The organism is [Mycobacterium] stephanolepidis, assembly GCF_002356335.1.
Lineage (GTDB): Bacteria > Actinomycetota > Actinomycetes > Mycobacteriales > Mycobacteriaceae > Mycobacterium > Mycobacterium stephanolepidis.
This window is the reverse complement of record NZ_AP018165.1, coordinates 1,458,187-1,482,922: the sequence shown is the minus strand read 5'-3', so window position 1 is coordinate 1,482,922 and position 24,736 is coordinate 1,458,187. Positions and strand designations below refer to the sequence as shown.

Genomic DNA, 24,736 nt, shown 5'->3' with positions numbered 1-24,736 from the left:
GAGTGTGCGAATTAAGTCGATATCTGTGCGAAAACCAGCTGTATCCGCACACTCGACACTAAGAAGGCGTTTCGCCCTCTTGTTCCAGAACGACGAATGCCGCCGCAGTGTCTCCATCATGCGTCAGAGTCACATGCACCGTCATATCTGCGAGGTACTCGGCGATTGCCCCGGAAAGCCGTATGCGCGGGCGGCCCCAGGTGTCCGTCACCACCTCGATGTCCCGGTGGATGTTCTCCGGTAACACCGGTCGCTGCGAGTACCGCGACCCCGACCATGCCTTGATGACGGCCTCCTTGGCGGCCCAACGGGCCGCCAAGTACCGCGCCTCTCCGCCAGTCTTCGAGGCCGCGTCGCGCCGCTCACCCGGCGTGAACGCAGACCCGAAAGCCGTTCCGGGGCTAGCTAGTTGCTCTCCGAACTCGGAGATGGTGACCAGGTCGATCCCGATACCGACAATCACCGGTGGTAGACCTCGTCCTCACTCAGGCGCGAACCTGGATCAAGCAGCATCGAGGCTTCCTGGCGCTTCTCCGACTCATCGTGGTCATGGTCGAAGCGACGTCCGTCCGGCCGCTCGTACATGGGCCGTCCACCGGCCATGGCCGAGGCCAGGCGACGCTGTCCGGCGAGAACGCGCCCGCGCGAACGCTTCTCGTAGTCGTCACGATCCTCCGGACGCAGCGAGGCGATGAACGCCTGCGGATGCACCAGCGCGACCAGACCCGACACGTGACCGAAGCCCAGGCTTGTCACCAGACCCGCCTTCAGCGGCAGCTTCTCCTTGAGTGGCAGCGACTCGCGCACCCACACGAAGTGCTGGCTGGTGGCCAGTTCATCGTCGACACAGTCCAGGCTGCGGTTCGGCGGAATCACGCCGTCACGCAGCACCTGGCACAGGCCAAGCATCTGGAACACCGCAGCGCCGCCCTTGGCGTGGCCGGTCAGGTTCTTCTGCGAGATGACGAACAGCGGCGCACCATCCGAGCGCCCCAGCGAGGCTGCGAGCCGCTCATGCAGCTCGGTCTCGTTGGGATCGTTGGCGAGCGTTGACGTGTCGTGCTTCGAGATGACGGCGATGTCATCGGCCGTGACGCCCAGCTTGTTCAGCGAGCGCGCCAGATCCGAATCCCTGCCACCACGTCCGGCCGCGAGCGCGCCCAGACCCGGAGCCGGGATGGAGGTGTGCACACCGTCACCGAACGACTGTGCGTACGCGACCACCGCGAGCACCGGCAGACCCATCTTGAGCGCCAGATCACCGCGCGCCAGCAGCACGCTGCCGCCACCCTGCGCCTCGACGAACCCGAGACGACGACGGTCGTTGGCCCGCGAGAACCGCTTGTCCGCGATGCCCTTGGCTCGCATCATCTCGGTGTCGGCGGTCGCGGCCATGTCGCCGAAGCCGATGATGGCCTCCAACGTCAGGTCGTCGAAACCACCGGCCAGCGCCAGATGCGCCTTGCCGAGACGGATCTTGTCGACGCCTTCCTCGACGGAGACCGCCGCGGTGGCGCACGCCGCCACCGGGTGGATCATCGAGCCGTAGGAACCGACGTAGGACTGCACCACATGCGCGGCCACGACGTTCGGCAGCACTTCCTGCAGGATGTCGTTCGGCTTGTTACGGCCCAACAGGTTTCCGTGGTACATGGTCTGCATCGAGGTCATGCCGCCCATACCGGTGCCCTGCGTATTGGCCACCAGGCTCGGGTGCACCCAACGCATCAGCTCGGTCGGGGTGAAGCCCGCCGACAGGAACGCGTCCACCGTCGCGACCATGTTCCACAGCGCCACCCGGTCGATGGAGCTGACCATGTCCGGGGTGATGCCCCACACGGTGGGATCGAAACCGGTCGGAATCTGAGCACCGACGGTCCGCGACAGCTTGGTCTTCCGTGGCACGCGAACCTCTGTGCCCGACTTACGCGTCACCTGCCAGTCGCTGCCATCGGCCAACGGCTGAATCACCGTGTGCTCGGGGTCCCACTTCACAAACTCGCGAGCCTCGGCCTCGGTCGACACCGTGAAGGTGAAGTCCTTGTCCAGGAACACCGACACCAGCAGCGGCGAAGCGTGATCGGGGTCGATCGCACCGTCATCGACGAACTCGCGGACACCGATGTTGGCAACCACCTTGTCGTGGTAACGCTCCACCAACTCCGATTCCGGCACCAGTTCACCGGATTCGGTGTCGTACCAACCGGCCTCGGGATCGTTCTCCCACTTGACCAGTCCGGTCGTCCACGCGAGCTCCAGCACGCCGGCGGCCGACAGTTCGTCGTCGACCTCCATCTCGTAGCGAGTACGCGAGGAGCCCAGCGGGCCCAGCTCGCCGCCGCCGACGACGACCACCAGATCGGCCGGGTCGACATCGAGGTCGGCCCATTCCGGAGGCAGCGTCGAGGTGTAACCGCGCGGCGGAGACGGCAGTGCCGCAATGAGGTTCGGGTCGTCCTCCTCGTCGGCAGATGCCGCGGCCTCGGCCTTCGCCTTGGCCTCCATGTCCTCGCGGGCCTTGGCGGCCAGCTCGGCCATGTCGAGCTCGACCTCGGCCAGCCCACCGGTGAGGTCCTTTTCGACAGGTGTCTGTGCGGCCTGCACGCGTGCCTCAGGTGAGCACAGCGCCAACAGCATGGATGCCATGTCCGCGGTGGAGTACGTGGTGACTCCCGCCTCTTCGACGGCGGTGACGATGGCGTCGTTGTGACCCATCAGCCCGGTGCCACGGGTCCAGCCGATCAGCGCGTGCGCCAAGCTGACTCGCGACGCCCACGACGACTCGGCCTTCCACCGGGTGACCAGTGCATCGAGAGCCGCCTTGGACTCGCCGTATGCGCCGTCGCCACCGAACATGCCTCGGTTCGGCGAACCCGGCAGCACCACATGCAGACGCGAGGCGATATCGCGCTCTGCGCCGATGGCCGACAGGCCGCCGATGAGCCGCTGCACGGCCCACAACAGCACCTTCATCTCCATCTCGGCACGCGAACCCGCTTCCGACAGATCCCCGACCACCTTCGGCGCGGCGAACGGGAACAACAGAGTCGGGGTCTGCGCGTCCTTGAGGTGGATCGACATCGGCCCAAGGCTTTCGGACTGCTCGGTGCCCACCCACTGCACCAGTGCATCGATATCGGCGTACGAGGCCATGTTGGCCGGCACCACCCACAGCTTGGCGCTGAACCGAGCGCTTTCGCGGTACAGGTTGCGGTAGAACGCCAACCGGTCCTCGTCAAGACGCGAAGTGGTGGCGACAACCGTCGCGCCCCCGGACAGCAGCGCGGCGACCACGGATGCGGCGATCGAGCCCTTGGAAGCGCCCGTCACCACCGCGACCTCGCCGCCCCACTTGCCCTGCTCGGGGCTCTCGGCACCGGCGGCGATCCGCCCGTACAGCGAGGCGTGCACGTTGCGGCCCTGCGCCAACGACTTGCCCTGCCACCAATTGGCCTGGGTGGCAACAGCATGCCCGGCACCTTCGAACTGGCCTGCCAGCTGTGCCCACTGGCTGTCGATCTCGTCTTCCTCGGTGATCCACAGGCGCGCCAGATCCTCACGGGCGCTGGCCCAGCGGTCGTCGAACACCACGGCCTTCTTGCCGTCGAAGCTCGGCGCCACCAAACGCGGCCAGTCCGAACCCAATTCGGCCGAAACCAGCTCGATGAGCTCGGTATCGGTAGCGCCGTCCGAGGCGACGATCGGGGCCGACAGACCCAGCTGGTCGAGCACCAGACGTGCGGCCGAGGCGAGAACGCCGTCACGACCGGTGATCTGGTCGGTGAACTCGCTCAGCGCGGCAGCATCGACGGTCGCACCGCCGGCCCCACCGGCCGAGGGCAGAGACACCCCGACACCGCGGCGCGCGGCCACTGCCGCAACACCGGCGTCGATCGCGGCATCCACGGCGTTACCGTCCGCCAGCGTGCTCGGTGCCAGACCGCCGAGGTCGCCACCGCGGACGCTGGTGCCCTCACGGGTGCCCAGCGCCAACTCGACGGTGACGTGCTTGACCCAGCCCGGACCCAGTTCCCAGGTCTTGGTGATCCGCTCGGCGATGGCGGCCGGACGCTTACCCGAGGGCCCGAAGACCGTCTTGAGCTGATCGTTGATCGAGTCCGAAAGCACCGGGCCGAACGGCTTGTAGGTACGCGCCAATTTGGTGACCTGCACCCGCAATCCGGACAGGTCCGCCTCGGCGGCACCGTCAATGGCGCTCAGGTTCAGCTCGGAGCCCAGATCGACCAGCAGCTGGTTACGACGCGAGGAGGCACCGTCGGTGAGGCTCTCGATGGAGTCCACCGGCTCGATCTGGTCGATGCGCATCTTCGTCGAGAGTGCGATCAACGCAAGCGTCGCATCGGAAGCGTCGAAGCCGATGTCCTCCGGACGCGGGCCGCCCGAGGGCGCGGCAGGAGCGGCAGGTGCCGCTGCCGGAGCAGCCTCGGCAGACGCAGTACTTTCCGCGGGCTCCTCGATTTCAGGCTCGGGCTCGGGATCGCTGTCCGTTCCGAACAGCACCGCGTGATCGCGCTCGACGTTGAGCACCTCGATCGAGCTGTGGCTGTACTCGGGCAGTTTCAGGGTGTTGTTGGCCAGACCGGCGACGGTCGGCATGGACTTCACGCCCACCTCGACGAAGCGCTCCACACCCAGGCCGCCGGCGGCCTCCTCGGTGAACAGCAGGTCCTGAGTCTCGATCCACCGCACCGGGCTGGCGAACTGCCAGGCGAGCAGCTCGATGAGCACCTTGCGGCACAACAACACCGGCTTCTCGTTGCGCCAGGTGTCGTAGTCGGCCAGCACCTCGTCGAGCGGTTCGGCGGGAACCAGATCCCGGATTTCCTGGATGAATTCACGATCCAGCGTGAACGGCTTGGGTACCAGGTTCGGGATGTACTTGCCGATGATCAGGTTCGGGTCGCCGTCCATGGGCAGCACCCGCTCCAGGGAACGACGGAACTCGGCAACGCCGACCCGCAGCACCTCGGAGTGGAACGGCACGTCGATACCGGGCACCATGATGAAGGAGCGTCGGCCACCGAACTCTTCCCGGCGCTTCTCGACCTCGGCCTCCAGCAGCTCCAGGCCGCGCACCGTTCCGGCGATGGCGTACTGCGAGCCCCGCAGGTTGAAGTTCACGATCTGCAGGAATTCTCCGCTGTGTTCGGCGATCCCCGCGACGAACGCGCCGACATCGGCGTCCTCCAGCCCGATCTGCGACGGGCGGATCGCAGCAAGACGATAGTTACTGCGCCCCTGCTCATCTCGCGGCACGATGTCGTGCATCGCCGACCCGCGGTGGAACACCACCTCGAGCAGACCATCCTGCGGAATGACGCCACTGACAGTGGCCAGCGCGGTGTACTCGCCGACGGAGTGACCACATGTGATCGCATCCTCGACGAAAGAACCGGATTCCTTCATCTCGGCGATCTGCGCGGTGGCCAGAGTGGCCATCGCCACCTGGGTGAACTGCGTCAGGTACAGCACGCCCTCGGGGTGCTGATAGTGAACACCACCGGCGATAAGGCTTGTCGGGTTGTCCTTGACCACGTGCAGCACGGAGAAGCCGAGCCGCTCGCGGGTGAACTTGTCGGCGTTGTCCCAGACCTTGCGGGCGGCCTTGGAACGTGAACGCACGTCCATACCCATGCCCTTGTGCTGGATGCCCTGCCCCGGGAAGGCGTACACCGTCTTGGGGGCTGCGAGCCGGGCGGTCGCCGACATCACCAGGTCGCTGCCGACCTTGGCCTGGATCTCTACAACCTCTGCGCCGGAATCGATTCCGACACGGTCTACGCGAACGTCAACCTCGTCGCCCGGCTGCACCATCCCCAGGAAGCGAGAGGTCCAGCCGACCAACGTGCGCGGCGGGGTGCTGGAGCCATCGGCAGAGGTGACCACGTGCTGCGCGGCGGCCGAAAGCCACATGCCATGCACGATGGGTGATCCCAGTCCGGCCAGCAGGGCCGCCGACTTGTCGGTGTGGATCGGGTTGTGGTCACCCGACACCACTGCGAACGCCCGCATGTCGGTGGGCGCGAAAATCTTTGCGTCACGACGGCGGCGACGAGTGGTGTCCGCCTCGTGCTCGGAGAGCGCACCGCCGGCGCGGACCGGGTCGGCGAGTTCGGCCGCCCCGTTGCGCCCCAGAATCGCAAAGCGCTCCCGCAGCGTGGCCAACACGGTGCCGTCCGCTGCCGCCACGGTGACGTCAACCGGTACAACCCGGCCGACCTCGGTGTCGGTTGCGACGGAGGCCGTTGCGGTGACCGATAGTTCGGCCGCCTCGGCGGGGAGAGCGGCGATCAGGTGGGCGGCATGGTCCAGGTGCACCAGTGAGAGCAGACCCTCGATGACGCCCGTACCGTCCGCGGTCTTGGCATCGCCGATCGCGGCGAACACCGCGGGCCAGCACAGGCCGACCAGCGCGTCCGGCACGGTCGACGACCCGGGCGCCAGCGGCGCTGGAAGGACGGCGGTGACGCCGGTGTGGTCGGCAACTCGCTCCGGATCCCACTGCGCGACAACACGTGCCGTGCCGTTTTCCACCAGCGGAAGGCCGGCCGGATCCTCGGCGCCGGCGGCAACCGCAAGCACGGTCCGCATGGCGGCGGCCGCAGCCTCAGCGGTCACCACCGGGGTACCACCGTCGCGAGTCGTGGCAGGCAAGGTCAGGTCGATGTCGACCCAGATACCGGACAGCGGCACGCTCAGACGCACCGAGTCGTCGCCGGTGACCTCGAGGCGTGCACCGGTCGACGGATGCGAAGCGGTGCGGTCCTCGAAGACCTGCCAGGCACCATCCGGAGCGATCCGGTGCACAGGGTTGACGGCAATTCGCCCGGACCACAACACATCTGGCGCGTCTAGAACGGTCGCCAAGGGGCCCTCGACATCCCAGCGGCGACGCAGCCGCGAGCGCACCGGCAGCGGCTCGGCACCGGTTGCGACGACCTCGTCGATGGCGGTCTGCTCGAAGCGGTTGAGCAGCTCGCCCACCGGCTCGTCGACCCGGGTGATTCCGGCAACCGCTGCGGTGCCGGGGATGATGCACACCTGCTCGGCGGTGTAGCGCGCGTCGTGGGCCTGCCACAGCGAGTCGCTGCGCCACCAACGACGCACATCCTTGTCGATGACGGGTACGAAGTTGACGGGCTTGCCCAGCGTCTTGCACAGCGAGACGAAGAAGGGCACGTCCGCCGGGTGCAGCTTGATGGCCGCCGCCTCGGGGTAGCGCTGCAGCAGTGCCGCGATGGCATCGGCAGGGCGTTCCAGCAGCGCCTCGTCGGCGAACAGCGTCTCGATGGGACCGGATTCCTTGGGATGCAACCGAGCCTCGGCGCGCTTGAGCATCTGCTCGAAGCGATCGCGCCACGTGATGTCCAACCACGGCGAGTGCGCCACAGCGGTATCGGCGGTGCTGTCGCCGTCACCGATGGACAGCTCCACGTAGCGGTTCAGCCACTGCGCGTAGCTCATTTCGGCCGCGTCACCGAAGTACTGCTTGGCGGTCAGCTCCATCGCGGCGATGATCTCGTCGCGACGCTTGGCCACCGCGTCGGCATCGCCGGCGACATCATCGAGCAAGCGGCCGCAACGCGAGGCCGCGTTGTCGATCTCGTGGATGTCGGCACCCAGCTGGCTGCGCCCGGAGGCCATGCCGCCCTGGGCTTTTCCGGCGGGTACCCATTCGGGGGTGCCCTGGGTCTCGACAAGCATCTGCTTGACCGACGGTGAGGTGGTGGCCTCCAGCGTGGCCATGGCCGCGGTGCCGACGAGGATGCCGTCGACAGGCATCAACGGGAAACCGAACTTCAACGCCCAACGGCCACTGAGGTATTCGGCAGCCTGCTCGGGAGTTCCGATTCCACCACCGACACAGACGGTGATATTGGAGCGTGAGCGCAGCTCCGAATAGGTGGCCAGCAGCAGGTCGTCCAGGTCTTCCCAGGAGTGGTGTCCCCCGGCGCGACCACCCTCGACGTGCATGATGATCGGGCGAGTGGGCACCTCGGCGGCGATGCGCACGACCGAGCGGATCTGCTCAACCGTGCCCGGCTTGAAAACGATATGGGCGAAGCCGATGTCGGTGAGTTCGTCGATGAGGGCGACGGCCTCCTCCAACTCGGGAATGCCGGCGGTCACCACGACACCGTCGATCGGCGCACCGGCCTGACGAGCCTTCTGCACCAAGCGCTTCGAGCCCACCTGCAGCTTCCACAGATAGGGGTCCAGGAACAGCGAATTGAACTGGATCTGGCGACCGGGTTCGAGCAGGCCGGTCAGCTCTTCGATGCGGCTGCTGAAGATCTCCTCGGTGACCTGCCCACCACCGGCGAGCTCGGACCAGTGACCCGCATTCGCGGCGGCTGCAACGATTTTCGCATCAACTGTGGTCGGCGTCATACCTGCCAACAGGATGGGCGAGCGTCCGGTGAGGCGGGTGAACTTGGTGGAGAGCTTGACCGAGCCGTCGGGCAGCGAAACCACGGTGGGCGCGAAGCTGGTCCAGGCGCGAGCGACCTCGGGAACCGCGCCGTGCATGAACAGATTGCGCTGACCCCCGCGGGTAGCGGTGGGCACGATCCCGATCCCCAGACCGCGAATCACCGGTGCGGTCAGTCGGGTCAACAGGTCACCGGGGCCAAGATCCAGGATCCAGCGGGCGCCGGCGTCAGCGACGTGATTTACCTCGTTCACCCAGTCCACCGGGGTGACGAGAATGGCCTCGGTCAGCGCCTTGGTCAGCTCGACGTCGAGTCCCGCGGCGGCCGCCCAGCGGCCGGCGATCTCGACACCATCGGCCAAACGCGGCGTGTGGAAGCCCACCTCCACGTTGACCGGGTCGAAGACCGGGCTGAACACCGCGCCTCCGCGCACCTTGTCCTTGCGCTCGGCGGACTCGCGGTCGGCGATCTGCTCGCAGTACAGCTCGAAACGCGACAGCTGATCGGGGGTGCCGGTGATGACAACGGAGCGGCGACCGTTACGGATGGACAGCGCGGGCGGCTGAACGGTGCGGACATCCTGGGCGAACTCGTCCAGAAGCGCTTTGATGCGCTCGGGGTCGACATTGGTCACCGACACCATCGGGGTGCGATTTCCGCGCACCACGATGCCGCGACGGCGCGCGACCAAGGTGGCCGCCGCACCCACGAGCTGGGCGATGGCCAGCAGCTCGACATCGCGATCGCCGTGCGCCTTGAGTGCCTCGACGGCCAGCACGCCCTGCGAGTGCCCGATAACGGCGACAGGCGGAAGCTGGGCCACGTCCAGGCCCTGGATCTTCAGCGCACGGACGGCGGCCAGCTGGGCCAGCAGCACGCCGGGCATGGAGACCGCGGCCGAGGTCAGCTGCGCAGCGGCGGGTACCGGCTCCTCAGCGGTCAGCGCACGCACCCAGGTGAGCGGCGTGAAGCCGACCGGGCGCACGACCACCAGTTCCTTGGCGACGGGCTCCAGGCGCAGTTCGGCCTCACCGGCAAGGGTGGCGAGCTCCGATTCGATACCGGCCGAGGCCGCCAGCTCCGCGAGTGAGTCCAGCCAGTCGCTGCCCTGACCACCGAAGGCCACTGCGTACGGCTCACCGGACTCCAGGCGGTCGATCAGCGCGGGACCCGCACTGGGACCGGGATCGACCACACTGTTCGCGTCGGGGTCCTCAGAGCTGGTCACCTTGTCGTATTCGTTGATCGTCACGTCGCCGCTACCCGTCTTTCCGTAAGTCATGAATCCAGCCGCGCCCGTGTCGTCGTCCTTGTCGATCGGGAGCGTTGAGGCACGTTCATCGGCACCAACACCGCAGGTCTGGATTTAAGAGTGTCATAAGAGGGGTGACGATTTCTTCTGGCGTAATAGTTACTGCCGAGTTCTACGCGAGAGTAACCACCGCTTACGTAACAGCAGGCCGCGCGCTGGCTACTGACCGCCGAATCAAACCCGCTGCATGCAGGTGGTTACGGTCGAGTAGGTATAACATCGCAGATCAGACATCGATTGTTATCGAATCGTTATGTTAGATTCCGATACCGCCAACCGGGCTCGCGCGTGTCGCGCACGACGGCCACAAAGAGGTCGTCGTGACCACAAAAATGCAGAACAAGTGTCACAAGTTTGCTGGCATCGCGACATGGTTCCCACTTCTGTGACAGATTAGACTGGTGATGTTTGTCCAGCTACGCATCGGCGGGCCCGAACCTCGCGAGCATCCGGCCGTGCGCGATACCGCCGAACCCGTCGACCGCTGCCTTCGACGCACGATCCAACCCGCCGGCCACGGGCTGAAATCCGCAGTCCACGGCATCGAATCAACCCGAACGGCCGAGGGCGGTGCACGCACGGGGCATGCGGGGAGATCGGAGCACCCGACCGTTTCATCGGACGCCTCGCGCCGTCAATCGACTAAGCAAGCGTGCGCGGCATCTGAGTGCTCAACGGCTGGGCCGCAGCCGAAACACCAAGAAACGCAATAATCCCCGCCGCCCGCGGCATCATGTACGCCCGTCATGACCGGCCTGATCACCGGGCCCGGTGTCACGATATGGACGCGCCGCCGACCGTAGGGGCACGACCATCCACGCACGCGCATGCGACGAAGCGTGACCTCAGGCCCACTGCCCGAAACTGGGCTTGAGAATGTCGTTGAGGTCGACGCCGATTCCACCAACTTGACGCTTGTCGATCTCGAACTGATGCAGGTGTGCCTCGGGGTGAACGAAGCCCTTGGGGCTTCCCCAGTTGTGCTGCCAGAAATACGAGCACAACCCGTCCTGCAGCGCCCAATCAATGGTCTTGGAGTTGCCGTACAGCCCGGTGCGGGCATGGCCGACCACTGATTCCCAGGCCTTCAGATACGGCGCCACCTGATTCTTGTACTGCTCGGGCGTCGGGTTGTCGTCGATCGAGACGTATATCGGCACGTTGTAGGAGCCACCGGCCGCGACGTGAAGCTGCCAACCACGCTGCGCGTGCTTGATCCCGGCCTCCTGGCCGCCAAGCCAGTCGGCGGTGTCCTGCTTTCCGTACTGGTAGTTGGAGACGATCTTCAATCCGGCCCTGTAGAGATCGCGCGCCTCGGCGAGCTTGATGGGTTTGCCCGCCGACAGCCCTGGACTGCGCGGATCTGATACATACCGAATAGCGCCCAGATGTCCCGCTGCCTTGATCGACTCGGGAGTCGGGACACCGCCGGCGTAATCGATGAGTGTTCCCAATGAGGCCGCGTTCGCGCGGGGGGCGGCTACTGCCGAGGCGGCACCACCGAGCGCCGCTGCGGCCGGCATGACCGCGGCGTATTTGAGGACATCCCGACGGGATATGGACACCACTGTTACCTCGCAAGGCCGTTCCGAGCGCTTTGAAGAACTCGAGCCTCAGGTTACGACAGCTGCCTCAACAAACACGGCAGCCACGCTTGTCACATACGGCACAGGGGTGCTTATACCCCCGCCATCCGAAACACCTCGTCGGCGATCAATCGTGGCTCGGTGAGGACTACCTGATGTCCGGATTTACGGGCCACTACGTGGCGCGCCCCTAGCCGGTGCGCCGTCAATTGGTGGGCAGCGTTCAACTCAGACCGCGTCTCCTCGTTGAGAAACTCGGCACGGGCTCCCGATATGACGGTGACGGGAATGCCGTTGACCATTGGCGGGTTGTCACGCAATCCCGTCAGCCCTGCCACAAAGCGCCGATCTTCCTCATTGGCGGCCTGTCCGGCCCGCCAGGTGAGATCTTCGGACGTCATGTCATCGACGACGTCGCGCGGCATCCGCGGCATCATGCGGCGAACGATGTGCGATAGCAGACCCACCCGCCCCAGCGCATCGAGCGCCGCACGATGAATGGTGCCGAGAATTTGGATGCCGAGCGAGGTCGGCCGGAAGTACGAATCCAGATTCTCATCGGAGTGATCGACGAGAATGATGCCCGCGATGCGGGACGGATCGGCAGCGGTCGACGCCAGTGCGATGGTTCCGCCATAACTGTGGCCCACCAGGATGTAGGGGCCCGAACCGAGCGCCGTCAGCAGGGCATCCAGATCTTCGGTGATGCGCTCCAGTGTGCGTGGTTGATCGTCGTCGTCGCTGCGCCCCAAGTTCGCACGGTCATAGACCACCGACCGAAAACGCTGGGCGACAAGGGGTTGCACAAGCCCCCATGCCGACCGCGAAAATCCCATTCCCGACTCGAAGACCACTGTCGGCTCACCGGTTCCGGCGACCATGTAGTGCAACGCACGCCCGTCGGCGGTGCTCACGTAGTTGCTCGACCCCAGGGTGTGGCTCACCAGCCCACCGTACGGAACACCCGCCCCTCGGGGGCGGCCCGCTACTCCCCCGAGCGCAACAGCAGCCGCAGCCGTTCGGTCTTCTCCGGTGTCCAGCCCGGAGGCTGCAGAATCGCTGCCCACGCATCGGCCACGGCTCTCACGTAGACGTGGCCATGCCCGTCGGGGACGTCGACCGCCACGGCCATATCGGCGGACACCTGCAAGAAGGTGACAAACGGAATCCACTCCATGCTGGGCAACACGTCGTAGCCGCGAGGTTCGCGCAGCCAGTCGGGCTTGCTCAGGATGAGGTCAGAATTCCACCATGCGATCGGGTCCGACGCGTGCTGCAGATAGACGATGCGCGGGCGCCCCCACGGGTCGGCGGGCTTTTTGAGATCCTCTGGGCGCGAGGCGAATCGAACGTTTCTTCCGTTGTCGTAGATGGGTAACACTTCCGGAGAACCGTCGTCGCGATTGTGGGTGGCCTCCAGCCACATCGTGTTGTTGAAGGTCGGGCCCGAGAACAGCGCACCGTCGGTGCGCGCCACGATGTTGTTCACCGACAGGAACGGCGCCTCACCGCCGAACGACCCGAGGCTCTCCCCGAACACCACGAGCTTGGGCCGCATGCCCTCCGGCATCGCGCGGACCCGCGCCGAGACCGCCTCGAACAAGGCCTGTCCCGCCTGGCGCGCGTTCTCCTTGTCCACCAGGAACGAGAGCCAGCTCGGCAGAAACGAGTACTGCATGCTGACAATGGCCGTGTCGCCGTTGTACATGTATTCGAGGGCGTCCGCCTCCGCTTCGTTGATCCAGCCGGTTCCCGTGGTGGTAGCCACTGCGACCACCTTGCGGTGCAGGCCTCCCTCACGTTCCAGCTCGCTGGCCGCCAGCTCGGCGGTGGCCTTGATGCTGTCGGCCGATTCCATACCCGCATAGGCCCGAATCGGCTCGGTGGCCGGAGCCTTGTTGAACGCCGAGAGCTCTTGTGTGGTGGCACCGCCTCCGATGAAGGCGCGGCCCTGGTTACCCAGCGATGCCCAGGAGACCAACGAACCAGGCCCACCCGAGCGCAGCGCCGTCGTGGGCGCGGGGTTGTCCGGGTTCTCCTCGTTGTTCACCGCCGAGAAGGTGTTGTTCAAGAAATCCATCGCGACCCTGACGACAACGCCGTTGATGAGTGCCATCGCGAGAACAACGACCAGTGTGACCGCAACCACAGCCGAGACACGTTTGGGGGCCACGCGATTGAGCCGTTCGATGAGGAACAGAATCAGATGTCGGATCTGCTGGCCAATCTCGACCAGGATGAACAAAACGAGGATGGACATCGCAGCGGTCTGCGGGTGCGCCCAGAAACTCAGCCTCGGCACACCCATGAGATCGCGCACGCGGTCCTGCCAGAAGTGGAACCACACGATCATCAGGGCGGTGCCGATGATCCCGACGACGATGAGAATCCACCACGCGACGCGCGGCGCCTTAGGACTCGAATCCTGCGACCGCATGTACCGCACCAACCACACCGCCAGCACGCCGAGCGCGTACCCGATGGCACCCGAGCCCCCACTGACCAGAGCCTGGAAGAGCGGTCCCCGCGGAAGCAACGAAGGGGTCATGGACAACCAGAGAAAGACCAGGCCCACCGCGGTGCCGGTGAAGGTGCACTGCCGTGCCCACCAGTGCCTCTTCACCGGCTTCTGCACGGCGGGCTCCACCGTCGGTTCCTTTTCGATATCGCTGTCGATATCCCTGTCGATTGCCATCGCCACACCCTTCTCGATGCCGCCAGCTGCGAATGTCAATGGTGCCTGCACGGCGCCGTACCGCACAGAGGTATCACCAGATCGGCAACGCGGTGCGGTGGCACCACCCAGACGCCACCACCACCGGAAACTCCATCGCGCAAATCTCTGAGGCGGATCGGCCACCACCGCCTCAGCGAACTGTGCGCAATGGGGAGCCGACCGCCCCCTCAGGTCTCTGCGGTATTCTGCCAACTTGCTATCAGGGCGTTTGTCCATAGGGCGGGGCAGATCGACGCAACGGGGGCACGACGAGGATTACACATGCGACATGCCGGTGTCGGCCGCGAGGCCAGGACGACCAGCACCCAAAGCCCTAAGCGGGAACGACGGCGCCGTGGCTCCATCACCGCCGAGGACATCATCGCCGGAGCATTTGAGCTCGCCGAGGAAATAGGGATCTGTGGGCTGAGCATGCCGCTGCTAGCGAAGCATCTCGATGTCGGTGTGACCAGCATCTACTGGTACTTCCGCAAAAAGGGTGAGCTCCTCGATGCGATGACCGACCGCGCCACCAAGCAGTATCACTTCGCCGCACCCTTCGTTGGCGACGAAACCTGGCAGGACGCCCTGCGCAGTCATACCCGCCGAATGCGGCAGGCATTCCGGGAACGTCCGGTGCTGGTCGAGCTCATCTTGATGCGCACCAGTGAGCTCAGTGCCGAGGCGCTGCAGGCCAGCATTCAAAACCTGGAATCGCTTGTCCAAACCCTGATCGGCGTCGGGTTCAGCCCGGATAACGCGCTAGATGTGTACTTCTCGCTGTCGCTGCATATCCGAGGCATCGTGGTGCTTGAGCACATGGACACCGTCATGCCCGCATCCGGTGAGGCCCGCAGTGTGGTCCCGAACGCCTCGCTGGCGCCCACCCTGCATGATCTGGCGTCCCGCGGTCATTCGATCGCGACGATCTCGGACGCCAACTTCGACTTCACCGTCGACGCCATCATCGAACGGGCCGAGAACCTGCTCGCCCAGGACATCGCGGCACACGAAGCGTCCTGATCGGCGCTCAGACCTTGGAGTTCAGCAGCTCCTCGATTTTCTGGAGCCGCTTGTCCGACAGCGCCTTGTTGTCGATCGATCGATCAGCCGAGCAGGTGACCAGCTGCGAGATCACGTTCGCCTTGGCGATCACGGTGAACTCGCAAATCCATTGATCACCATTGAGATTCGTCGACCAGCGGACCATGTCCGGCGAACCGGGGATCACCGGGCCGGGCGTGACCGTGTTGCGTTTCTGGTCATCGCCCCAGGCAGCGACCGAGAGCTGGCACTTGGAGACGGTGGTGCGCACCGACTCCAAGAATCTCGCCGCCTGGAAATCACCGGGATAGGTGGCCGACACTTCGAGCAGTTGATGCTGGTTCGGGTACTGGTTATCGGTCTGCGTCCGTGCTTCACGCCCCGTGTAGTTCGCGGGGAAAAGCGGGTGACGGCCGTATCCGACAACCCCCTGGCATTCGGCAGGATCGGCACCGATCCACAGCACCGACTGCATATCGGTTTCGAACAGCGGCTTTCCCGGCGTCACACTCAGCGATTGCGCGGGCGTGAGAAGTTGATCGAGCTGGGCGGGCTGGATGGGGCCCGCCGATACGGATGCCCGGTCTGCCGTCGCCTCGCCGTCGACCCCACGTTGGCAGGCCACTACCCCGAGCAGCAACGCGACCACCAGCGGCACCGACCACCTCATGTCGGCAAACATTACCCGCATGTACCGTGCTGCCGGATTTCGGCATTGTCCCGTGGCAGGCATGCGATCTCGGGTAAGAAGGGTCCAGCCGGCGTGACAAGTCGGTAATGCGATCAGGCACCACGACCCGAAAAGGAGTGCGCGGTATGTCCACCAAGCTGGCGACACCACAGGAGCTGCTATCCCTGGGCAGAGTCGAATTGGGCACCAGCAGTTGGGTTCAGATCACCCAGGAACAGGTCAACGAGTTCGCGGATGCGACGGGTGACAGGCAGTGGATTCACACCGATACCGAACGCGCCAAGGCCGGCCCGTTCGGCGGCACCATCGTGCACGGATACCTCACCCTCGCACTCGCCCCGGCGTTCCTGGACGAGGTGCTTGAGATCGCGTCATATGACGCCGTGCTCAACTACGGCGTGAACAAGGTCCGGTTCCCTGCGCCCCTACACGTGGGAGCACGCGTACGCGGACATGTCACGTTGCTGTCCGCCAAGTTGCGCGACAAGGGCACCGTCGAGGCGACGTACGGCATCAAATACGAGATCGAGGGCAAGGACCGGCCGCCGTGCGCGGCCGAGAGCGTGTATCTGTACCAGTAGTCACGCCTCGTCGAGCGCCGGGAACAGCAGTTCCTGCGCAAGCACCTGAACCGCCGCCGCGATCGGAATCGCGACCAGCACACCGACGATGCCGAGCAGCGCACCGCCGATGAGCACCGCGACCACGGTTACCCCTGCGGGCACCTTGACTACGCGCCCAATCACCCTGGGCGTCAACACATAATCCTCGAACCAACGGAATCCGACGTAGAAGGCCAAGGTGCCGGCCGCCACCGGGATGGACACCGTGAGCGCCACCGCGGCAACAACGATGCCCGCGACGGTCGATCCGTAGGGAATGAGGTCGAACATCGCGACCAGTACGCCGAGTAGCACCGCGTAGGGCACATCGAACGCGGCGCACCAGATGAAGGTGGTGACCCCGGCGATGATCGAGGTCACCACATTGCCACCGACATAGGCTCCCACCTTCGCGAACACCTCATCGCCGATGAGGACGGCCCGCGGCCTGCGCGAATGCGGCACAAGGCGGTACACCGTGGCACGGATGCGGGGCATGTCGATGAGGAAGTAGATGGTCAACACCGCGACGATGCCGAGGTCCGCGAGCGCGCCGAAGACGGCGGTTCCTGCGCGCAGCAGATCCGAGAACGCGGTGCCCCCTTCGCGGTTGACGAACTCACCGATGTGGCGCTGCACATCGAAACGATCGTTGATTTGACCGATGAATGACGAATGGTCCTGTGCCGCTTGAATGTAGCGAGGAGTTTGGTGCACTAGCTGTGTCCCCTGCTCCACCAGCGGCGGGATCGCTGCGGCCAAGAAGGCCGCCAGCGCCCCAAAGGCCACCAACACCACCACCGACACTGCAGCCCAACGCGGGCATCTGTGGTTGACCAACCATGACACCGCCGGTTCCAGCCCCAATGCGACGAACATTGCCAGCCCGATGAGAATCAACACCGAGGACATGGACGCCAACAGATGGACGACGCCGTAGGTCACGGCCACACCTGCCGATGCCATCAGCCCGACGTAGAACGGTGCATGACGATTCCAGGTGGTGCCACGGCGGCCGAGCGGGTGTTGATCCGAACGCATTTGTGCCGCACGGCGTTCCGCCTCAGCGATCGGACCTTCATCCTCGCTGTGGGGCTGTGCCACCAAGCGATGGTGGCCGTCGCCGGTATCTGCCAATGCGTACCCGTCTGGTGATGTGGACAGCGACATCATAGGAGCGACGGACCCGCTTGGGGGCAGTTCGGCCTAGCGAAGTGCCGCCTTCCCGCGAGCCCTGCCGACCACGAGCAGTGCGAGTAACGTCACCAGAAGCAGCAGCGTCGTGGATGCCGCCGCCGAGAACACTTGTCCACGGTCTGAGAGACCGAAGATGGTCACCGGCAGGGTTCGCCACGTGGCCGGATACACCATCACCGTCGCTCCCAACTCCCCCATGGACAGCGCGATCGCCAGTCCGGCAGCCGCACCCAGCGACGGCATCAGCAGCGGCAGCGTCACCTTCACCAGTACCCGTCCTGGCCCCGCGCCCAACGACTCCGCCACGTGGCGGTAGGCCGGATCAAGACGTTCCAGCGCCGCCGCAACGGAACTGAAGGCAAAGGCCAACACGAGTGCGGTATGCGCAAGGATCACAATCCATTTCGTTCCCCCGAGTAAGAAGGGGCGTTCGTTGAAAGCAATCAGCAATCCCAGACCGATCGCCACCGAGGGAATTGCGATCGGTAGGTGGAAGACGACATCAATGGCTCTCCGAAACCATGGCGGCACGTCGCGCACACTCAATGCGGCCCAGGCGCCGAGCACCAACGCGAACGCGCTCGCGATGAGAGCCGTCTGCAGACTGACGGACAAACTGGCGAGATCGTCACCGCTGAGCGCCTCCCCGAATCGCGCGAACCCGAGTTGCGAGGGCAACGGACCAGTCCACGCGCCGGCGAATCCCGCAAGCACCACGGTGACAATCGGTGCCAGGAAAATCACAGTGACCGCACCCGCGAAGACTATCCGCAGGATGAGCCTGCTGCGCCTGGTCCACAGCAGCATGTCATGCTCCCTTCGGGTGAAGCGCAGTCCGCCCGGACACCATGTGCGAGAAGATGATCCGGTAGAGGCCGTACAACGCGAGCGATAGCGCTACCTGAACGGTCGCGATGACCGCCGCGCCCGGCAGATCGAAGGTGACGATGCCCCGGGTGTAGATCAGGACCGGCAATGTCACCACTTCCTTTGCTCCGGTGAACAGGACGATCCCGAACTCATTGAGCGCCAGAAGTAGTACCAAGCTGCCGCCTGCCATCAGGGCCGGCCAGGCTTCCGGCATCAGTACCGTGCGCAGCACCCGCCACGGAGAGGCTCCGAGGCTCGCGGCAACATCAAGCTGTTCGCGTGAGACCGTCGCGAAAGCGGCAAGCAAGGGGCGCACCACAAACGGTGTGAAGAAGGTGATCTCGGCCAGGATCACGCCGGTGGGGCTGGACAGGAAATCCAGCGGACGCGCTCCTCCGGAGATACCAGCGACGACAGCGTTGACCGCACCCGCGGTGCCGTACAGAAAGGTGAAGGCGAGGGTGATCAGAAAGGACGGAAGCGCCAGGACCGTGTCGATCAGTCGGCCAACCAGTTCCGAACCCGGAAACGGTACGAAGGACAGCACGACGGCGATAAAGGTGCCCAACACCAGGCAGCCGACGGTGGTGAGCACCGCGATCTGCGCGGTGCTCACCAGGGCACGCTGGAACAGTGTGGAGGTCAGCACCGCCTGCCACGTGCTGTTCCCCTCTCCTTCAGCGGAATTCGACAACACACGCAACAGCGGATACACGATGATGACGATCATGACGAGAAGCGGCGGCAGCGCCCACAGCATGGGCACGGTCCGCCGTGGTTTCCTGCCGGGTTCTGCGCCAGCGGGATTGGTACGTTCCAGAACCGCGGTCATCCCGCCTCCCCCGGAATGGTGACGAGCACTCCGGCCGGCTCCGGGAACTTCACGCCGACAGCAGAATCTGGTGGAAAGTCGCCATGCCCGGGCACGTCCACGTCAATGAGCTGGTCGGGAAATCCGTTCACCGCGAGCGACAGCCTGGTCGATGCTCCGCGCCACACCTGGGTGGCCACGCGTGCGTGTAGTGCGCCCGGTTCGGTCGCGGCGACCACGGAAAGTGCGTGTGGGCGTATGCACACCATCGCATTGGCTCCGGGCGCCCAGGGGTCACGGCCGACTTCGGGCTTTGGTGCGGTGACGCTCAGTACCTTGTCCCCCACCGAGACCAGTGCCGACTCACCCGACACCCGTCCGACTGTGCAGGTGATCAGGTTCGCGCCACCAAGGAAGTTCGCGGTGAAATCGGACGGCGGCCGGGTCCACAGGTTGCGTGCGGTATCGACATCGACAAGCTCCGCGTCGCGCATGACGGCAATCCGGTCTGCCAACGCCAATGCCTCGCTTTGGTCGTGGGTGACGTACAGCATGGCGGTATCCGACAAGGTTTTTTGCAGCTGCTGCAGCTCGGCGACCATCGACTGACGCAACTGTGCATCCAACGCGGCGAGCGGTTCATCCAGAAGTAGCACGCGGGGCCGGATGGCCAGCGCACGTGCGATGGCCACGCGCTGCTGCTGGCCGCCTGACAACTCGCGTGGATAACGGTCGGCGTACCTGGACATGCTCACCATCGCCAGCGCCTCGTCGACGCGCGCCGCGAGGTGGCCGGATTTGGTTCTACGCGCCCGCAAACCGAAGGCAACGTTGTCCCGAACGCGCATATGAGGAAACAGTGCATAGGACTGCACCACTACGCCGATTCCTCGTTTAGCGGGAGGTAGATCTGTGACGTCTTGGCCATCCAACCGGACCGTGCCGAAGGTGGGCCGCACGAAGCCGGCGAGTGCCTTGAGAGCGGTGGACTTGCCCGATCCGCTGGGTCCAAGAAGCGCCACCGTTTCACCGCGAGCGATACGCAGGTTGAAGTTTCGCAACGCTTCGGACTTCTTCTTGCCGCGCCCGTAGGCGACGGTCACATGGTCGAAGACGATGGCGGGGGCGTCCGCAACAGCGCCGGAACGCTGGGCAGGGTCGACAGGAGTTCCGGCGAGGACATCGCCGACAAACCTTTTAGACGACGAGAATTCGGCACTGTGATCCATATCAGCTTCCGGTCGCTTTCTGGTAGGCGATGAATGACGCATCGAGAGTGTCGAGCACCTGGTTCCAGTCCGGATGCCAGATGTTGACTCCCTCCAGCACTTGCGCCGGCGTGTTGGGCCCCGTCTCGGGTCGTACGTCGGTGCGCACCGGCATCCCCAACGCCTCACGGGACACCGTCTGCTGCACACCCACCGATAGCAAGTAGTCGAGCAGCTTCTTCGCGTTCTCCGGACGCGGGGCGCCCTTGGTGATTCCGGCAACATATGGCAGCGAAACCGTTGAACGGGAACCATCGTCGGTCGCGGGGATGAACACCGAGAAGTTCGAGCGGTCTTCGCGGATCGATGCAAGGTTCATCTGAACGTCCCCGTTGGCCACCCATAGTTCTGCATTGCTGACCTTGGGCTGAAGCTTGCCGGTGGAGCTGGACGGCCCAACGTTGTTGTTCTGCAGTTTCCTGAGATAGTCGACGGCCCCCTGCTCTCCCATGAGGTGCTGCAGGAGGACCAACATCGCGGTCCCATCCCCGGCCTGCCCAGGTGTCGAATACTGAAGTTTGCCCTTGAACCTCGGATTCAGAAAGTCATTCCAGCGAGCATCTTTCAGCTCTGCGGCGGGGTTCGCGATGAACGTCAGGTAGTTGTCGACAATTGCGACGTACCTGCCGTCGATATCCCGGTTGTTCTCCGCGATCGCGGAGACGTCGACCCCGCCACCAACGAGTAGATCGCTTCTTGCCGCCTTCTGGATAAAGGGCGGCAACGTCACCAACAGATCGGCCTGCGGGTTGGCCTTCTCCTTGGCGACTCGTGAAACCACCTCAGCAGAACCGGCTTCCACGAGATTCACCGAGATTCCCGTACTTTGGGTGAACTTCTCGAACTGAATCTCGTACCACGAGCCCAGCCCGTCCGCGCTGTACACGGTGACGGAGTTCGGACCGGTCCCGCCACCGGTGCCGCCGCAGCCGCTTACTGCCAGGGCGACAACTATGGTCGATGCGAACCTGAGCACCCGCATCAGCGGGAGATGTTTCATACCCTGCTCTTTCAGATTCGATGCAGGACGATGTCGGCGAACTCTCCGACCGAGTGCACGATGTGCGTGGGCTGCGCGGTGCTGAGCTGGGCAGCATCGTGAGCGCCGGTCAATGTGCCTGCGACAATCTGTGCGCCGGCGCGATGACCGGCCAACACATCGCTCGAGGTGTCACCCAGGACCGCGACCTCGCGAACATCGTTGACCTCCAAACGAAGCACGGACGTCAGCACCAGGTCCGGGTAGGGCCTGCCTCTCCCGGCTTCCGAAGGCGCCAGGGTCAAGTCGGCGATATCGCTCCATCCGAGTGCCGCAAGTAGCTTTTCCTTGGTAGAGGCGCTGAAGCCCGTTGTGAGCGCTACTTTGACGCCAGCTTTTCTGAGCTTCGAAATAGCCTCCACTGCACCGTCAATCGGCCTGGCATGACCATCGCCGATCAGCCCGTCGTACGCATCCTCGAAAGCCCGGTTCGCGTGTTGAGCCCTGTCCTCGTCGCCGAGCAGGTGGCGGAACACCGCGATCTTCGATTGCCCCATGGTGTCGATGACGTATTGACGGGCGCGATCACGTTCAGGACCCACCTCCTCGATACCAGCGGCGGAAGCCGCCGCCTCGAATGCCTTGAGCACCAATCCGCCATCGGCGACCGTGGTGCCGGCCATATCGAGCACGGCAAGCCGAATAGGAACGTCGGACATCGTTTTCCCTTTCCTGGGGTCGTCTGTACTAGAGGTTCATCAGGTCAGCCGTGTCCGCACCAATGGCCGGACCGAGCGTCATTCCGCGCCCACCGGGGCCGGTCACCACCCACACCCCCGGCGCCGCCTCGCGCCGGTAGACGATCTCGTTCGGGTCGGTGCACTGGGAGTAGACACCCGCCCACCGCCGCACCACCGGAGGGAGCTTGCGCCCCAACAGTTCCTCGGCCCTGTTGACGAGGTGCCGGTACGGAGCCTCATCAACATCGAAGCCGAAAGGCTCGGCGTACTCGTGGGTGTCCCCGATCGTTAGTCCGCCGTGCAGTCTTTGCACACACAGCAGCTGCATCTTGTACTCGGCGGCCGTCGGTTCCTGGAGCTGCACGGCATTCAGGGCATCGAGCGCATCACCGGCGAATGCCGGGTAATAACGCAGGCTGTCTCCGTCCGCGATCGCAGTGGTCAGCTCCTCACCGAGTGAGGCGGTCTGCATCATCTGCAACCGAACCCGGCGAACCGGGAAGTCACCCAATAACTCTCGCACCAGTCCGCCGTGGGCCGCCCCGGCACACATGACGACCGCATCCGCGCGGTACACCTCGCCGTCGTCAGCACGAATCGAGACTCCGCCGGATGTGGTCTCGACCGAACGGGCTTCCACGCCCGCGAGGAAGGAGTACCGACCCGTCTCCTTAAGGTGCAACCGCATGGCGGGTAATGCCACTCGCGACTCGACTGCGGCGTCCCGAGCGCAATACAGCCCGGCAAGGAACTTTCCGCGTAGCGCGGGGTTACGCCGCTGGACGGCCTCGGGGTCGAGCAGCGCGAATCCACGCGCATCGGCATCGGAGCGCGCCATCACCTCTTCGGCGACAGCCACCTCCTCCGGTGTCTGCAGCAACGTGAGCGATCCGATTGCCCGGAAGCCGGTACCCGGAACAGATTTCGCGATCCCCTGCCAGAGATCCCGAGAACGTTGCGCGACCTCCAGTTCCCGCGGCGACCTGCCGGAAACCCACACCAAGCCGAAATTCCGAACGGTAGCCCCACGGGCTTCGGGTTCACGTTCCAGCTGCACCACGTGGTGTCCACGCTCAACCGCAGCCCACGCATGGGCCGTTCCCAGAATCCCGCCACCAACGATCACCACTCGCATGCCACCAGCGTTTCGCATTGGTCTAGACCAATCAAGAACGCGGGAGCGAACACCGCATGAACAATTGGTATAGACCAATTTGGCGTACGCTCAACCCGTGGACACCGTCGATGAACTCGAAGCAGTGCTGATGTCACTGCGCGGGATATGGGACGAGGAGGCCGTCGACGAACTCGACCATGCCCTACAAGCCGGCTACCTCGCCCACGCCGACCACGCGGACGATGAGCTGCTGCTCGCATCGGTTCTGCACGACATCGGACACAGTCCACTCCTCGGCCCCGCCGCCGACCATCGACACGACGCGGTTGCGCGCGAATGGCTCACCCCTCGCCTCGGGAAACGGGTTGGTTGGCTTGCCGGTTCGCATGTCGCAGCCAAGCGGCACCTCGCGCTGACCGATTCCGACTACGCATCACATCTGTCCGCCGCATCCGTGACATCACTCGCCTGCCAGGGTGGAGCAGGTTCAGATGCCCGGTGGAGTGCTCACCCGTGGTGGCCCGACGCACTCCGACTGCGGCGGTTCGATGATGGAGCGAAGATTCCCGGGGCTAAGAGCCTTTCCATTCCCCACGTACTCACACTCGCCCGAAAGGTGTTGGCACAGAATGACGTCTGACGTGCGGCTTCCCAAGCACTATCGGGTGCGTACCGAACTCGACCATATTCTCTCGACGCTGAACGAAGGAGACTCGGTTCCACCCGAGCGTGATCTCGCCGAACGATTCGAGGTATCGCGGGAGACCGTCCGCCAAGCGCTGCACGAGCTGCTTGTGGAAGGGCGCATCGAGCGGCGCGGACGGGGAACCGTAGTCTCTGCGCCGAAACTGTTGCAGCCGTTATCTTTACGGTCATACACCGAGGGCGCCCAGAGCCAGGGCCGCGCCCCCGGGCGCCTGCTGGTCACCTGGGAGGACATCACCGCAGACGCCGACCTGTGCCGAGACCTCGGCATCCGAAACTCCTCGACGGTGATGCACCTCGAACGCGTCCTGCTGGCCGATGGCGCCAAGCTCGGACTGGAGAGCACCTATCTACCCAAGTCGCGGTTCGGCTCATTGCGCAACACTTTCGATCCCGGCACCTCGCTATACGAGGCGATACGCGAACTGGGAGTCGGGTTCGGCAGTGCCGTCGAGCGCATCGAAACGGTGCTCGCATCACCACGCGAGGCATCACTTCTGGACACCTCGACAGCGATGCCCATGCTCCTTCTGCATCGACGCACGCTCGACATCGAGGGGCGACCGATCGAATGTGTGCGCTCGCTCTTTCGGGGTGACCGCGTGGCCTTCGAGGCAGTCTTAAAGGAATGACATCGAGCACCCC

At 64.7% G+C, this 24,736-nt stretch carries 18 protein-coding genes; 4 read left to right on the top strand and 14 right to left on the bottom strand.

Translation table 11 applies throughout. The features are described from left to right. Positions 1 to 58: 58 nt before the first annotated feature. The 6 genes from acpS to MSTE_RS07365 form a co-directional block, all read right to left on the bottom strand. Complete coding sequence (gene acpS, locus MSTE_RS07385) at positions 59 to 463, bottom strand: holo-ACP synthase AcpS (protein WP_030094972.1); 405 nt, start codon at positions 461 to 463, stop codon at positions 59 to 61. Further along, positions 460 to 9,705 (bottom strand): type I polyketide synthase, encoded by a 9,246-nt coding sequence (locus tag MSTE_RS07380; protein ID WP_096505585.1) that lies wholly within the window; start codon positions 9,703 to 9,705, stop codon positions 460 to 462. The genes acpS and MSTE_RS07380 overlap by 4 nt, the downstream gene beginning before the upstream one ends. Positions 9,706 to 10,181: 476 nt before the next feature. Continuing rightward, the gene (locus MSTE_RS25665; RefSeq protein WP_269458230.1) at positions 10,182 to 10,304 is read right to left on the bottom strand and encodes a hypothetical protein; all 123 of its coding nucleotides are present in this window, start codon (positions 10,302 to 10,304) and stop codon (positions 10,182 to 10,184) included. 306 nt (positions 10,305 to 10,610) lie between these two features. Continuing rightward, positions 10,611 to 11,333 (bottom strand): DUF1906 domain-containing protein, encoded by a 723-nt coding sequence (locus MSTE_RS07375; protein WP_096500113.1) that lies wholly within the window; start codon positions 11,331 to 11,333, stop codon positions 10,611 to 10,613. A 110-nt stretch (positions 11,334 to 11,443) separates the two neighbouring features. Then, complete coding sequence (locus tag MSTE_RS07370) at positions 11,444 to 12,265, bottom strand: alpha/beta fold hydrolase (RefSeq protein ID WP_096505583.1); 822 nt, start codon at positions 12,263 to 12,265, stop codon at positions 11,444 to 11,446. 71 nt (positions 12,266 to 12,336) lie between these two features. Next, positions 12,337 to 14,046, bottom strand: coding sequence for an alpha/beta hydrolase (locus MSTE_RS07365; protein WP_408645868.1), 1,710 nt, complete (start codon positions 14,044 to 14,046; stop codon positions 12,337 to 12,339). Positions 14,047 to 14,349: 303 nt separating this feature from the next. Here MSTE_RS07365 and MSTE_RS07355 point away from each other — a divergent pair, with 303 nt between their 5' ends. Continuing rightward, on the top strand, positions 14,350 to 15,090 hold the full coding sequence (locus MSTE_RS07355; protein ID WP_096500107.1) for a TetR family transcriptional regulator: 741 nt from the start codon (positions 14,350 to 14,352) through the stop codon (positions 15,088 to 15,090). 7 nt (positions 15,091 to 15,097) lie between these two features. On the opposite strand, the gene MSTE_RS07350 is transcribed toward MSTE_RS07355, so the two are convergent. Then, entirely contained in the window at positions 15,098 to 15,793 is a 696-nt protein-coding gene (locus MSTE_RS07350) for a sensor domain-containing protein (RefSeq protein WP_162291588.1), read from the bottom strand. Between the two features lie 134 nt (positions 15,794 to 15,927). Between MSTE_RS07350 and MSTE_RS07345 the strand changes: the two genes are divergently transcribed. Then, positions 15,928 to 16,383, top strand: a complete 456-nt coding sequence (locus MSTE_RS07345) for a MaoC family dehydratase (protein WP_030094965.1) — start codon at positions 15,928 to 15,930, stop codon at positions 16,381 to 16,383. Here the strand turns inward: MSTE_RS07345 and MSTE_RS07340 are convergent, their stop codons facing one another. From MSTE_RS07340 to MSTE_RS07310, 7 genes are all read right to left on the bottom strand, one after another. After that, the gene (locus MSTE_RS07340; protein ID WP_162291387.1) at positions 16,384 to 17,508 is read right to left on the bottom strand and encodes an AI-2E family transporter; all 1,125 of its coding nucleotides are present in this window, start codon (positions 17,506 to 17,508) and stop codon (positions 16,384 to 16,386) included. Positions 17,509 to 17,610: 102 nt separating this feature from the next. Continuing rightward, positions 17,611 to 18,408 carry an ABC transporter permease gene (locus MSTE_RS07335; protein WP_096500105.1) on the bottom strand — a complete coding sequence of 266 codons (798 nt, stop codon included), beginning with the start codon at positions 18,406 to 18,408 and terminating at the stop codon, positions 17,611 to 17,613. A gap of 1 nt (position 18,409) precedes the next feature. Next, complete coding sequence (locus MSTE_RS07330; protein ID WP_096500103.1) at positions 18,410 to 19,303, bottom strand: 2-aminoethylphosphonate ABC transporter permease subunit; 894 nt, start codon at positions 19,301 to 19,303, stop codon at positions 18,410 to 18,412. Continuing rightward, positions 19,300 to 20,511 (bottom strand): ABC transporter ATP-binding protein, encoded by a 1,212-nt coding sequence (locus MSTE_RS07325; protein WP_096500101.1) that lies wholly within the window; start codon positions 20,509 to 20,511, stop codon positions 19,300 to 19,302. The genes MSTE_RS07330 and MSTE_RS07325 overlap by 4 nt, the downstream gene beginning before the upstream one ends. Position 20,512: 1 nt before the next feature. Further along, on the bottom strand, positions 20,513 to 21,532 hold the full coding sequence (locus MSTE_RS07320) for a 2-aminoethylphosphonate ABC transporter substrate-binding protein (protein WP_096505577.1): 1,020 nt from the start codon (positions 21,530 to 21,532) through the stop codon (positions 20,513 to 20,515). 29 nt (positions 21,533 to 21,561) lie between these two features. After that, positions 21,562 to 22,248: a phosphonatase-like hydrolase gene (locus MSTE_RS07315; RefSeq protein WP_096500099.1), complete on the bottom strand. Its 687-nt coding sequence runs from the start codon at positions 22,246 to 22,248 to the stop codon at positions 21,562 to 21,564. Positions 22,249 to 22,276: 28 nt separating this feature from the next. Continuing rightward, positions 22,277 to 23,404 (bottom strand): TIGR03364 family FAD-dependent oxidoreductase, encoded by a 1,128-nt coding sequence (locus MSTE_RS07310; RefSeq protein WP_096500097.1) that lies wholly within the window; start codon positions 23,402 to 23,404, stop codon positions 22,277 to 22,279. 130 nt (positions 23,405 to 23,534) lie between these two features. On the opposite strand from MSTE_RS07310, the gene MSTE_RS07305 reads away from it, so the two are divergent. After that, the gene (locus MSTE_RS07305) at positions 23,535 to 24,026 is read left to right on the top strand and encodes an HD domain-containing protein (protein WP_096505574.1); all 492 of its coding nucleotides are present in this window, start codon (positions 23,535 to 23,537) and stop codon (positions 24,024 to 24,026) included. Then, positions 24,016 to 24,723, top strand: coding sequence for a GntR family transcriptional regulator (locus MSTE_RS07300; RefSeq protein ID WP_096500095.1), 708 nt, complete (start codon positions 24,016 to 24,018; stop codon positions 24,721 to 24,723). The genes MSTE_RS07305 and MSTE_RS07300 overlap by 11 nt, the downstream gene beginning before the upstream one ends. Positions 24,724 to 24,736: the final 13 nt, after the last annotated feature.